The sequence below is a fragment of the Terrimonas ginsenosidimutans genome (assembly GCF_022012415.1).
GTDB classification, from domain to species: domain Bacteria; phylum Bacteroidota; class Bacteroidia; order Chitinophagales; family Chitinophagaceae; genus Terrimonas_A; species Terrimonas_A ginsenosidimutans.
Genome location: NZ_JAKLTR010000001.1, coordinates 500,109 through 513,810 on the forward strand (window position 1 = coordinate 500,109; position 13,702 = coordinate 513,810).

Sequence of the window (13,702 nt, forward strand, 5' to 3'; positions counted from 1 at the left end):
GCGCATGGATGTTCAGAATAAATCCAATCGATTTTTCCTTAAAAAGCGGATCGGTGCCTAGATTTGCGTCGCCAAATCGCTATAAATGAAAAAAATGTACCATCTGGCCACCTGTACGACCTGCCAGGCAATCATCAAAGAAACGGGTGTTGATAAACTTGCAGCCGCAGACAGGATCAAAATGCAGGATATCAAGACAGAAAAGATTACTGCGGGTCAGCTTGAAGAAATGAAGAAAATGTCTGGAACATATGAGGCGTTATTCAGCCGTAGGGCGATGAAATACAAAGAACTTGGACTGAAGGAGAAGAGCCTTTCTGAAAAAGACTACCGGGACTATATTCTTGATGAATACACATTTCTCAAACGACCGGTAACGATCCTGGATAACCAGATCTTTATCGGAAATGATAAGAAGACAGTTGCAGCGTTGAAAGCTGCTGTCAGCGACATTTAGTGAGCCTGCGTTTGGTCGCTTTCAGGCTTCCCTTCAATAACACCGATCATCTCCGGATGCTGTTTCTTTTCAACTTTCAACACGCGGTACGCCAGTGCGGCACTGATCAACATCAGGATAGCACCAAGGAAAAATGCTGCTCCGGGAAAATACATTGCAGAGCCATCTTTCCGGGTGAAATGTGAGAAAACATAAGACATCAGGAGGGGCCCGATGATCATTGTAACGCTCATCAGGCTCGTCATCGTTCCCTGCAACTCGCCCTGCTCTTTTGGAGACACGTGTCCGGAAATGATCGCCTGTAACGAAGGTCCTGCAATTCCACCAAGACAATAAGGGATCAGAAAGACAAACATCATCCAACCCGCACTCGCAAACGAAAACAGGAAGAGACCGATCGAGTAAAGAAACAATCCAAGATAGATACTTTTCTCATTGCCGATCTTCGGATTGATCACCCGCACCAGTCCGCCCTGCACAGCACCTACCAGCAACCCCACAATAGCCAGCGAAACGCCGATCATGCCCTTGGTCCAGTTGAATTTTTCGATCGTAAAAAAGTTCCAGGTGCTTTGAACGGAATAACCCGCAATATAGACCAGCACAAGCGCTGATGCCAGACCCCAGATGGCCGGGTATCTTTTCAACAACATAAATGCGCCAACCGGATTGGCTCTTTTCCAGTCGAAACTTCTTCTTCGTTCCAGGGGAAGTGATTCCGGTAAAACGAAATAACCAAATAACCAGTTAAGAGCGGTCAATACTGCTGCGGCCATAAATGGCACTCTTGTGCCAAACTCTCCCAGTAATCCGCCTAATGCCGGACCGATAATAAAGCCCAAACCGAAGGCCGCTCCTATCATTCCGAAATTCTTTGCACGGGTCTCGGTTGTACTGATATCTGCTATATAGGCTGTTGCTGTAGAAAAACTTGCGCCGGTCAGTCCTGCGATTATACGGCCAACAAACAACCACAGCAAGGTAGGCGCCCAGGAAAGAAATACATAATCAATAGCAAAGCCGAGCATCGATGCAAGCAATACAGGCCTTCTTCCAAAACGATCGCTAAGGTTTCCGATCAGGGGGGCAAAGACAAATTGAGGAACAGCATACGCTAGTGTCAACCATCCGTTGATCCGTGCCGCATCACTAAGGCCTCCATGCGATACCTCTTCCAGTAAAGAAGGCAGCACGGGGTAGATCAACCCCATACCTGTCACATCGATCACCATCGTAATAAAAATGAAACCCATTGCAGCTTTGCCCGATGCAGCCATATCTTGTATTATATCGTCAAAGGTGTGATTTTTTCTTAATCAGGGACATATTTGTTGATAAACAGGCATGTTTTTGGTTAAAACTGAATTAACAAACCGGAAGGATTTCGCCAGATTTAAGGGATTATCTTTGCGGCCTTGCCACCATGCTGTTATGAAAGTGGCAGCAAACCAAAACAATTTTTTTAATAAAAAACAGGACCAATGAATTTCAGACAAATTATGCTTCCTGCCGTATCAACGGTTTTTTTGTTTTCATGCGTAAGCTCTAAAAAGTTTAAAGCTGCACAGGCAGAGTACACAACTCTTCAGGGTCAGTACAGCCAACTACAGGGAAATTTGAACGATTGTAACACAGCAAAAAGTCAATTGACCAGCGATAAAGCCGGTCTTGAAAAAACAATCGCAGATCTCAACAAACAACTCGACCTATTAAAACAAAACAATACACAGGCATTGAAACAGCTGGAAGATATGTCTGTAATCTCTTCAGCGCAGGCAGAGAGCATCAAAAAATCGATGGATAACATTGGTGCAAAAGACGCATACATCCAAACTCTCCAGCAGCAAATGGCCCGCAAGGATTCTCTCAACATGGCTCTCGTGATGAATCTGAAAGGCGCGATCGGTAATCTCGATGACAAAGACATCAATATCAAAGTGGATAAAGGCGTTGTATACATCGATATCTCCGACAGGCTTCTGTTCAAAAGTGGTAAATACGATATCACTGACCAGGCAAAAACTGTTCTGGGCAAAGTGGCAGCCGTTCTGAAAAATCAACCGGATATTGAATTCATGGTTGAAGGTCATACAGACAACGTTGCCTACAAAGGCGCAGGAGTACTGGCTGATAACTGGGATCTCTCTGTTAAAAGGGCAACATCCGTAGTTCGTATACTGCAGAACCAGTACGGCCTCGATCCTTCTAAAATGGCAGCAGCTGGTCGCGGTGAATACAAACCAATTGCAGACAACAGTACTGCAGAAGGTAAAGCTACAAACCGTCGTACACGTATCGTGATCCTGCCTCAGCTTGATCAGTTCTTCAAACTGCTTGAGCCAAACGCTGGCAAATAAGTAAAAAATTGAAAAGTCAAAAGTAAAAAAGCTTCTTCCGGTCCAGGAAGAGGCTTTTTTACTTTCGACTTTTTAATTTTTACTTCTGATCGCTTACCTTTCAAAAAACAATATCTATGCGTCGATACATTTTACCGGCCTGCATTGCAGTTGCGGCTCTTAGCTCTTGCGGAGAAACCAAAACCGCTGCTGACGAACAAGATGGGTTCGCAGCATTTAATGTTGACTCTCTGAAAAAAGACATTTCCATTCTCGCTTCCGATGAATTCCAGGGAAGAAAACCTTTTTCAGCAGGCGAAACGAAAACGATCGATTTCCTGAAAACACAATTTGCTGCAGCAGGACTTGAACCTGGTAACGGCGATAGTTACATCCAGGATGTGCCAATGGTGAAGATAACCACAGCCGCGGCTCCCACGATGGCTGTCGAAGGCCCTAAAGGCAAATTCAATCTGAAAGGATTTGACGACTATGTGATCTGGACAGATAAAACTGATCCGTCGATTTCACTCGACAAAGCTGAGCTCGTGTTTGCCGGCTACGGCGTTGTTGCACCGGAATATAACTGGAATGATTATGCTGGTCTTGATGTTAAAGGAAAAGTTGTACTGGTTCTTGTAAATGATCCGGGTTACAATGCGCAGGACTCATCTCTTTTCAAAGGAAGCACGATGACCTATTACGGAAGATGGACGTATAAATTTGAAGAGGCGGCACGCCAGGGCGCAAAAGGTTGTCTCATTGTGCACAATACCGCCGGTGCAAGCTATCCTTTTACCGTCGTACAGAATAACTGGAATGGTTCAAGGCTACGACTTGATAATCGTGGTAAAGACGAAACATTATGTGATGTGATCGGTTGGGTCTCTGCTCCCGCCGCCAAACAATTACTCGCAGCAGCTGGCACTGATTCTTCAATTCTGACCCTTGCGGATAAAAAAGGATACAAGGGTGGATCATTAGGCCTGAAGCTTTCAACTACAATGAAAGTTGCAACAGAGTATAACATGTCTCATAATGTGATAGGTAAGATTTCCGGGTCAAAACATCCTGACGAAGTGATCATCTACAGCGCGCACTGGGATCATCTCGGCATAGGCAAGCCAGACGAAACGGGCGACTCTATTTATAATGGAGCATTGGACAACGCTTCCGCAACTGCAGGATTGCTCGAGCTGGCAAGAGCATTTAAAAGTCTCAAAACAAAACCTGAAAGAACTGTAGTCTTCCTCGCTGTAACGGCGGAGGAACAGGGGTTATGGGGCTCTGCTTACTATGCGCAAAATCCTGTCTATCCAACAGCAAAAACGCTTGCGAATATCAATATGGACGGGTTGAATTCATACGGCAAGACCAAAGATATCATCGTTATAGGCCGTGATCAGAATCAACTTGAAGATTATCTGAAAGAAGAAGCCGGTAAATCGGGAAGAGAGATCTCTTATGAAACTCACCCCGAAGCCGGATACTATTATAGATCGGATCACTTCAATTTTGCAAAAGTTGGTATACCTGCTTTATACACTGAAAGCGGTGTAGACGTGATCGGCAAAGGGAAGGCCTTCGGCGAAGCAAAAAAAGATGAATACACAGAAAAGAACTATCACAGACCTTCTGATGAATATACACCAGAGAATTGGGTGCTGGACGGCGCTATCGATGACCTGAAACTATTCTTCCAGGTAGGTAAAAAACTGGCGTCTGACGAGAAATGGCCAGAATGGAAAAGCGGCTCCGAGTTCAAAGCGTTGAGAGAAAAAGATCTCAAAAAGCAGTAATTCCAAACATATTCATTCGAGCCCTGGTTTTAACCGGGGCGTCTTCATTTAATAAAACGGATACAATGTTTGCAGGCGGCGGTCGTTTTTTTGCGCCCGGTTGTTCAAGGTCAGATAATGGTTCACGCGCATTTTCTAAGTGCTATTTAAAAGCTTCTCCAGTGGGGTAGATGGCCGGAGTCAAACAACAAGTCCGTAACTTTTCCCGACTACCGACTCCTTTTTTTAAAAAAACGCCCTTTTACCGGAAATTATCAAATTGCGAAGCTCTGCTATAGGTCACTGGCGAACGGCATCGAAGAGCAGGGCATAGCCATGTAAAAAACGGACACCGGGTGTTTAAGCAGCTTCCTTCGGCGTATCCTAATAGCTACCCGCATAGATTAACCACGCAGCCGCGTAGCAGCAACGCATCTTGCAACTATGAAAAAGCTGCTTATACTTTGCGTTGCGCTCGTTCACTGCTTATTATCATTGGCGCAGTCCTCAAAAGGGACCATTTCTTTTACGATAAAAGATCAACGGGGCCATGCTCTTGAAAATATGACTGTTGAAGTGCTGAAAAAATCCGATTCAACATTGATGAAAACGGCATTCAGCGGAAAAGATGGTTATGCAGAGATCAATAACCTGAACCTAGGCACTTACATGATACGCGTCACCGGAATTGGTTACACCCACTTCTATTCGAACACCATTGAACTCACTTCAGCAAATGCCTCGATTCAACTGCCGGCCATCCTGATGACAAACCAGACAGCAGAAATGTCTGCGGTAACGGTAACAGCTAAAAAGCCATTTATCCAGAAGCTCAGCGACAGGATCGTCGTAAATGTGGAAAGCAGCATCATCGGAGCTGGGAGCTCGGCTATGGATGTACTGGAAAGATCACCGGGAGTGAATATCGATCAAAATGATGTAATCAGTCTTCGCGGCCGTTCAGGGCTTATTATAATGATAGATGGAAAACCCACACCAATGACGGGGGCTGACCTTGCCAACTATCTCCGTGGTCTGCCATCAGGTGCCATAGACAGGATCGATATCATCACCAACCCTTCAGCAAAATATGATGCAGCGGGTAACGCGGGAATCATTGATATCCGTTTGAAAAAAGATCAGCGAAAAGGAATGAATGGAACACTTACTGCCGGGTACGGCCAGGGAGTATACCCGAAGGCGAACGGAGGTGTTGTATTCAATTATCGCGACAAAGCAGTGAATGTATTCGGTAATTATAATTATGCATACCGGATTGTTTTCAACAACCTTCTACTCGACCGCAGGTTTTTCAATAACGGTGCATACGTTGGCGGAGACCTGAAAGACAATTATGGGAAAACGCCGATCAATACACACACGGCAAGAGCTGGCGCGGATTTCTTTCTTTCTAAAAAAACGATCCTCGGCTTTGTAGTCAATGCAAATTTCAACCAATACTCACGCGACAACAGAAATAGCTCTATCGTGCTGAATTCACAGGCACAAAAAGAAAGCACTTTTAATGCAAATGCGACCAATGATGACAATGCCCGGAATTTTGTAGCAAACATTAATCTCAAACACAGTATTGATACAACAGGCCAGGAAATTTCCGCCGACCTGGATTATGGCTCTTATAATTCAAATTCGCTGTCGCTGAATTCCACAAGCTATAGTAAGCTTGATGGTACACCGCTCCAACCCAATTATATTCTCCAGGGAGATCAGTCAGGACAGCTTGATTTCAAGATCGGAAAGATTGACTATGTAAGACCATTGAATAAAACGGCGCGGATAGAAGCCGGAATGAAAACAAGCTTTGTTTCTTCTGATAATGATGCAAAGTTTTTTGATGTAAGCTCCGGGTCTCCTGTAAATGATGTTAATAAAACCAACCATTTCCTTTACAAGGAAAACAATAACGCAGGTTATGTGAACTTCAGCAAGACCTTTAAGAAGTTTGATCTTCAGCTCGGTCTTCGGGGAGAACATACAAATTTGAAAACGCAGCAGCTCTCAGGAAACATTAAATTTGATTCCAGTTACTTCCAGTTATTCCCCAGCGCTTTTTTCAATTACAAGCTTAAGGAGAACCAGGTGCTGGGCATTTCTGTAAGCAGAAGGATAGACAGGCCGGGTTATTCCCAATTGAATCCATTTTTGTTTCTTATTGATGTTACAACCTATGCAACAGGCAGGCCCGGGCTCCTACCGCAGCTGACCTGGTCTTACGAGATGAGTTATACATTGAAGAATTTGAGCTTTACAGCAAATTACAGTCATACGAAAAACCATCAGGATATTGCTATCGCAAGATTCAAGGATGTATTTCCTTCTGTTCCCTCTGATGATAACGTAACGGTTCAGATCCCCATCAATCTCAGCTCTTCAGATTATTACGGACTGAATATTTCAGCACCAGTTCGTATTAACGCATGGTGGAATATGGTGAATGACGGGAACTTCTATTACAACCAGTTCAATGGTCAGTTAGGCGTAACAAGACTTAACCGCGGACGACCCGCAGCATCTATCCGGAATAATAATATGTTTACTTTCAAAAAAGGCTGGAGCGCTGAACTGAGTGGAACATGGAACAGCGCGGGGCAATCCGGGTTTATGGTCTTCGATCCCAGATGGAATTTATCGGCAGGTGTACAAAAAACAATTTTAAAAGGGAAAGGAACACTTCGAGCGAATGTGTCCGACATCTTCTGGACGGATCTGCCGCAAGCCGTGATCACTTATGATAATTACATTGAAAAGTGGAAAGCTTATCGGGAAACAAGAGTCGCCAATCTGACATTCTCTTATCGTTTTGGAAACAATAAAGTTCAGGCTGCCAGAAGAAGAGCGACGGCTTCTGAAGAAGAGCGCAGACGGGCGAATTAGTTCGGATTTTTTACTTCCATTCATACCATCGCGGAACGATGTAGTTTCTCCAGCAATTTTATATAAGGTCTGTCATTCTTCAATGTATTTTTTTCCAGGAACTGCCGCAGATGTTTGTAAAAGTGGCTGTGATCATAATAGCCATAAAGTGCATGGTCAAATGTTTCAGGGGAATGAACGAGATGAGTGGTGGCTTTCCTGATCCGCATGATCTGCAACGCTTGTTTGCTGCTGATGCCGGTGAATGTTTCAAAATACCTTTGTAGTGTTCGGCTTGATACGCCGTGCTGTGCTGCAAGCTGTTCAACAGTTACTGTGAACAGGTTGTTTTGAAAACAGCTGTCCAGTATAGAACTTACTTTGTTCACCGGATGAAGGGGACCGTCATAGTCTGCCAGCAGGGCGAGAAAATGACGACTTGCAACATGAACACGATCCTCAAACGAAGCGGCCTTCTTGATATCTGAGATGACCTGTGGATCTATAAGATAGCTGAGCGGAAAAATATAGCCATGGTATTCTGAGAAGTCGACATCTTTTTGAAAAGCGATGGGTGATACGCGGAATTTGATCCCAAACAGACGATTATTCCTTTTGTGAAAACATTCGATCGCATTGTATCTCGGTAGAAAGCCATCGGTTTTCATTTCGAAACGCTGATCATTCACCTGCATGGTAAACGGCGTGCCGAGGTTGACCAGGTAAGTATATCCAATATTCGCAAATTGTGCATCTGAGAATCCCCTGGGGTACTGATCCCACAATTCATCGAATCTTGTTTCCCAGAAAAAGTCTATGTATGGAGAGAGGTTCGACGGCGGCGGAATGCGGAAATAGTTGTTTTCAAAATGATCCGTATGGAAAAACTCGATGTGTTGCATAAGTCCCCTGATAGATAATTAGGAAAATTATCTCAAACAGGGAAGATCATTGCTACCGAATATGTATTTGTACGACCGGAAGACCTATTTGGTTTCTTCAAATACCCCGGTTTGGCGGTTTTTGCGAACATTATCCCAATGAAAGTAACGGCCATTCATTGCTACATAAACACCCGGAGGAAGTGTTTGTGCAAATGCCAGTGCGCTTCCCAGGTTAAAGAGGCCGTCTGAGCTACCAAATTTGATGGGGATCATGGCGCCGGTCAGAACCACCGTTTTGTTCTTGACCTTTTCTGCCAGCCATTTGGCTGTCAGGCTCATCGTATCGGTTCCGTGAGTAATAATAATCTGATTTTCTTCGCATTGGATGCACTGATGGGCGATCAGCTCCCTGTCTTCGTTTGTCATTTCCAGACTGTCGATCATCATTAGTGTACGGATCTCGACATCGATGCGGTTTCTTCCCATTTCCAGCAGGTCCGACATATGCGTGTCTTTGAAATAGAGCTGGCCATTCAATTCATTATACTCCTTGTCAAAAGTGCCACCTGTGATAAATATGCGGATTCCCATGCTACGATTAATTTGGACAGTGAAATTAATGATCTCCAATGGCACGCCAAGATAAGCAGCCGATTTTGGAACAGATTTCTAAGTTGGAAATCAAAATGGCTTGAAAATTAGATGATTTTCAAGCTTTAAGGAGTTTTCTTGGAGAATGCTGATCCGATATATCCTTGACCCTTTTAGAGCATGAAATTCATTGTCAATCAGCACAATAAAAGAATTTTCACATTTTTTTGTATAATACAATTATGCTACTTAATTTAGCCCCGCCACAAATGAAAAAAGGCCCTTCCGTAGAAACGGACTGACCTCTAACGATTGCTTGCCATATGAAAATTCTTCGAAGTAAATTTTATGTCCTGTTTTACCAGGATTAGTTCTTACAGATTTGCTTCACTCACTTTGACCTCTGACGACTTGCCCCTATTTTTAACGATTGCCTGCCGTATGAACTATTATGACACAAATGTAGCGCGGCTTACATCAGCTTTCAAAACAACTTAAACCTGTTTTGAGCATGTCAAACAGGTTCAAAAAACAGCGAAACCCTTACTGGTAGCCGATTCTGTGAAAATTTCTGCACGATGTCCAACCGTACACATGACATATTATTCCAGTTAATAAAGTCGCTCGAAAAGGCCGAGAAAAGGCATTTTAAGCTCTATATCACCCGTAGCTCGGGTAAGGAGGAGCTGAAAATTGTCCGTCTTTTCGACGTTTTGGACAAGCAGGACGTATATGATGAAAAATCTTTATTGAAAAAACTGCCCGGAACGGAGAAGAGGCAGTTGTACAACCTCAAGACGCACCTTTACAAACAGATACTTGCCAGTTTACGACTGCTCAAAAGTGCAGACAGCATTGACCTTCAACTGAATGAGCAGTTTGATTATGCTCATATTCTCTATAAAAAAGGGCTGTTTGTGCAAAGCCTCAAATTACTTGAGCGTGCTAAAGAGCTGGCAAAAGCTCACCAGAAATTTTACTTCACAGCCCAGGTTATTGCGTTAGAAAAAAGGATAGAAAACCTTCATATAACGCACAGTGTACAAAATCGTGCGAATATTCTCGCTGAAGAAGCCAATGCTGTGAGCAAACACATAGATGTGGTTTCCCGCGTGAGTAACCTTTCCCTGCAACTATTCAGCTGGTTCACCTTACATGGCCATGCGCGCAATGAAAAGGATGAGGCCGGTGTGCGGAAGTTCATGCAGCAGAACCTGCCGCCTGAAACCCACCTGCTGACAGGGTTCTATGAAAGGCTTTATCTGTACCAGAGTTATTGCTGGTACGCGTTTATCAGGCAGGATTTTATTCAGTATTACCGTTATGCGCAAAAATGGGTGGATATTTTTGAATCGAACCCATTAATGATCCGTGTAGAAACAAGCCACTATATCAAAGGGCTGCACTATCTGCTAAATGCGCACTTCGACTTACGTAATTATCGAGAATTTTCTGTTGTATTGAAAAAATTCGAACAGTTTGCGCGAACCCCGCGTGTACAGGAGCATGATAACTTCCGGATCCAGGCATTCGTGTATATCAGTACGGCAAAGATCAACCAGCATTTTATGCATGGAACCTTCAAAGATGGGTTAAAGATCGTTCCGGAAATCGAAGCTAAACTGGAAGAATATGCACTTTTTCTTGATCAGCATCGCATAATGGTGATGAATTACAAGATCGCCACACTTTACTTCGGCAGTGGAGATTACAGTACCTGTATCGATTATCTTCAGCAGATCATGCACAACAGCGGCGAACTTCGTACAGATCTTCAGTGTTACGCACGCGTTTTGCACCTGCTGGCCCATTACGAATTGGGAAACTATGAGCTGATGGAGTCTCTGACAAAATCAGTTTACCGGTTTATGGCGAAAATGGAAAACCTCACAGTAGTGGAAGAAGAAATGTTCAAATTCCTCCGCCATTCCTTCCATAACATCCCGGCCAAAAAACTAAAACCGGAACTCGAATTATTCCTCCAAAAGATCAAACACCTCGAAAAGAACAGGTTTGAAACACGGGCCTTTGCCTACCTTGACCTCGTATCATGGGTGGAAAGCAAAGTGTATAGCAAACCAATGAGCGATGTGATCCGTGAAAAATATCTCGCAAGTAAGAGAAAGAATTAATTGCGCGATCGGATTTAATCGTACGTTTTTCTTTATCCAGAGATAAAATTCTAATATTTAATTCTTTTCTACTCACACTGAAAGTGTGCAAAAAAATCATTGCCTGCTCTTTCAACAAACCTCCTCATCCTAACGTAAATTGCACCCATGCAGGATTACATAAAAGGATTGAATGAGCGGCAGAAAGAAGCAGTGCTCCACATCAACGGACCTATCATGATCGTTGCCGGTGCAGGCAGCGGCAAAACAAAAGTATTGACTACCCGTATCGCCCACCTCATGGCAAGCGGCGTGGATTCGTTTAATATTCTGGCGCTGACCTTTACCAACAAAGCGGCGAAAGAAATGAAAGAGCGTATCGGAAAGATCCTGGGTAATGGCGAGGCCCGCAACCTTTATATCGGAACCTTCCACAGCGTTTTTGCCCGTATTCTTCGCACAGAAGCGACAAGACTCGGCTATCCCAGCAACTTTACGATTTACGATACCGACGACGCAAAGAGCGTTGTAAAAGCGGTGATCAATGAAATGAATCTGGATGATAAGCATTACAAACCAAATGTTGTTTACAATCGCATATCCGCTGCGAAGAATGCATTGGTTGGTCCGGGAGAATATGCAAATGACTATCATCTGCAGCAGGAAGATATGCGTGGTAATAAACCCGCCATTGGTCAGATCTATGATGCCTATGTAAAGCGTTGCTTTAAAAACGGCGCAATGGATTTTGATGACCTGTTACTGAAATTTTACGAACTGTTGAAAAACTTTCCTGATTGCCTGAGCCGCTATCAGCACAAGTTCAAGTACATCCTGATCGACGAGTATCAGGATACAAACCCTGCCCAATATGAAGTGATCAAACTCCTCGGCGCCATGCATGAAAATGTTTGCGTGGTAGGCGATGATGCACAAAGTATCTATTCTTTTCGCGGCGCAACGATCGAGAACATTTTACAATTTCAAAAGGACTATGATAATGTGAAAGTGGTAAAGCTGGAACAGAACTATCGTAGTACACAAACGATCCTCAAAGTCGCCAACGATGTAATAGCAAATAATAAGGGCCAGATCGAAAAAACGCTGTTTACAGAAAACAGCGAAGGAGAGAAGATCAAACTGGTCCGCACAATGTCAGATAACGAAGAAGGAAAGTATGTTGCGGATACGATCCAGGAGCAGAAACTCCGCAATCATTTTAATAACCGGGATTTCGCGATCCTGTACAGAACAAATGCTCAAAGCCGTGCATTCGAGGAAAGCCTTCGCAGAATGGCGATCCCCTATACGATCTACGGGGGTATGAGTTTCTACCAGCGAAAAGAGGTGAAAGATCTGGTAGCTTACCTGAGGCTCATCGTAAACCCGAATGACGAAGAAGCACTGAAAAGAATCATCAATTACCCGGCCCGCGGAATCGGTAAAACAACCATTGATAAATCAATACTTCTTGCAAACCACGCAAACATACCGATGTGGGATGTTCTCGAAAATGCAGAAAAAGTCGGTTTCCGCGCAGGTACGCTCTCGGCGATTGAAGAGTTTGTGATCATGATCAAAAGCTTCAGCAGCATGCTCGGAAAGCAAAATGCATATGAAGTTGCGTTCCATGTTGGGAAACAAACCAATATCGTTAAAGAACTTTTCAATGATAAAAGTACGGAGGGTGTACAGCGGTATGAGAACGTACAGGAATTATTGAACAGTATTAAAGAGTGGGTGGAAAGTCCGGATAACGAAGACGGTGAAGTGGTCGATAAATCACTCGGCTCTTATCTTCAGCAGATCACATTGCTTACAGACACGGACAATAAGGATCCGGATGCGGATACTGTAAAACTGATGACCATTCACGCCGCGAAAGGGCTTGAATTCAGCTGTGTATTTGCCGGAGGGCTTGAAGAAGGGCTGTTCCCAAGCGGAATGAGCATTAACACCAGAGAAGAACTCGAGGAAGAAAGAAGGCTTTTCTATGTAGTGATCACCCGCGCGAAGCAAAGGCTGTGGATCTCTTATGCCAACACACGATATAAGTTTGGACAGCTTGTACAAAACGAACCAAGCCGCTTTCTGGAGGAATTACCTGAACAATATCTTGACAGATCATTTGCCGGCGGTGGAACACGGAATCAATCCGGGTTCGGAAATTCGTCTTCAGGCTTGTCGGCATATCAACGGATGAACGGGAATAGCTTTGGGTCGGCAAACCAGGCTGAGAAGCGTTATGGTCCGCCTCCGGCAAAAAAGGACGAAACGCCGTCCTATATGAAACCGCAAAGCCCCTATCCTAAGGTTGTGGAACATAAACCATCTACCGATTTTGTTGCCAGCGATACATCTGCGCTGCAGGCCGGGCAGCGTGTAGAACATCAGAAATTCGGTTTTGGTGAAGTAATGAAAATGGAAGGAGCCTCCCACAACCCGATCGCTACGGTAAAGTTTGATCAGAACGGTGAAAAGAAGATCATGCTTAACTATGCAAAGCTGCGTATCCTGAGCTAAGAGGATACAATATAAAAGGAGTAAAAAGAGAAATTTCAGATTCGTCTTTTTACTCCTTTTTCTTTTAAACCCGGCAGATAGATGATCTCTATGTAATATAGAATATCATTATCACAAGCTATTGTCTCCTTATCTATATTTGCGCCAT

At 43.9% G+C, this 13,702-nt stretch carries 9 protein-coding genes; 6 read left to right on the forward strand and 3 right to left on the reverse strand.

The window, feature by feature from the left end; translation table 11 throughout:
* Positions 1–85 precede the first annotated feature (85 nt).
* Positions 86–457: an arsenate reductase family protein gene (locus LZZ85_RS02080; protein ID WP_237868266.1), complete on the forward strand. Its 372-nt coding sequence runs from the start codon at positions 86–88 to the stop codon at positions 455–457.
* On the opposite strand, the gene LZZ85_RS02085 is transcribed toward LZZ85_RS02080, so the two are convergent.
* Positions 454–1,734 (reverse strand): TCR/Tet family MFS transporter, encoded by a 1,281-nt coding sequence (locus LZZ85_RS02085; RefSeq protein ID WP_237868267.1) that lies wholly within the window; start codon positions 1,732–1,734, stop codon positions 454–456. The genes LZZ85_RS02080 and LZZ85_RS02085 overlap by 4 nt on opposite strands.
* 204 nt (positions 1,735–1,938) lie before the next feature.
* Here LZZ85_RS02085 and LZZ85_RS02090 point away from each other — a divergent pair, with 204 nt between their 5' ends.
* The 3 genes from LZZ85_RS02090 to LZZ85_RS02100 all read left to right on the forward strand — a co-directional run bounded on the left by LZZ85_RS02090 (position 1,939) and on the right by LZZ85_RS02100 (position 7,466).
* On the forward strand, positions 1,939–2,814 hold the full coding sequence (locus LZZ85_RS02090; RefSeq protein ID WP_237868268.1) for an OmpA family protein: 876 nt from the start codon (positions 1,939–1,941) through the stop codon (positions 2,812–2,814).
* Positions 2,815–2,930: 116 nt separating this feature from the next.
* Positions 2,931–4,592: a M28 family metallopeptidase gene (locus LZZ85_RS02095; RefSeq protein WP_237868269.1), complete on the forward strand. Its 1,662-nt coding sequence runs from the start codon at positions 2,931–2,933 to the stop codon at positions 4,590–4,592.
* A gap of 423 nt (positions 4,593–5,015) precedes the next feature.
* Positions 5,016–7,466 carry an outer membrane beta-barrel protein gene (locus tag LZZ85_RS02100; protein WP_237868270.1) on the forward strand — a complete coding sequence of 817 codons (2,451 nt, stop codon included), beginning with the start codon at positions 5,016–5,018 and terminating at the stop codon, positions 7,464–7,466.
* A gap of 20 nt (positions 7,467–7,486) precedes the next feature.
* On the opposite strand, the gene LZZ85_RS02105 is transcribed toward LZZ85_RS02100, so the two are convergent.
* Together LZZ85_RS02105 and LZZ85_RS02110 are read right to left on the reverse strand one after the other, a co-directional pair.
* Positions 7,487–8,347, reverse strand: a complete 861-nt coding sequence (locus LZZ85_RS02105; protein ID WP_237868271.1) for a helix-turn-helix domain-containing protein — start codon at positions 8,345–8,347, stop codon at positions 7,487–7,489.
* Between the two features lie 84 nt (positions 8,348–8,431).
* Positions 8,432–8,920 (reverse strand): asparaginase domain-containing protein, encoded by a 489-nt coding sequence (locus LZZ85_RS02110; RefSeq protein ID WP_237868272.1) that lies wholly within the window; start codon positions 8,918–8,920, stop codon positions 8,432–8,434.
* Between the two features lie 578 nt (positions 8,921–9,498).
* On the opposite strand from LZZ85_RS02110, the gene LZZ85_RS02115 reads away from it, so the two are divergent.
* Both LZZ85_RS02115 and LZZ85_RS02120 read left to right on the forward strand, forming a co-directional pair.
* Positions 9,499–11,052 (forward strand): hypothetical protein, encoded by a 1,554-nt coding sequence (locus LZZ85_RS02115; RefSeq protein WP_237868273.1) that lies wholly within the window; start codon positions 9,499–9,501, stop codon positions 11,050–11,052.
* 147 nt (positions 11,053–11,199) lie between these two features.
* On the forward strand, positions 11,200–13,554 hold the full coding sequence (locus tag LZZ85_RS02120) for an ATP-dependent helicase (RefSeq protein ID WP_237868274.1): 2,355 nt from the start codon (positions 11,200–11,202) through the stop codon (positions 13,552–13,554).
* Positions 13,555–13,702 lie beyond the last annotated feature (148 nt).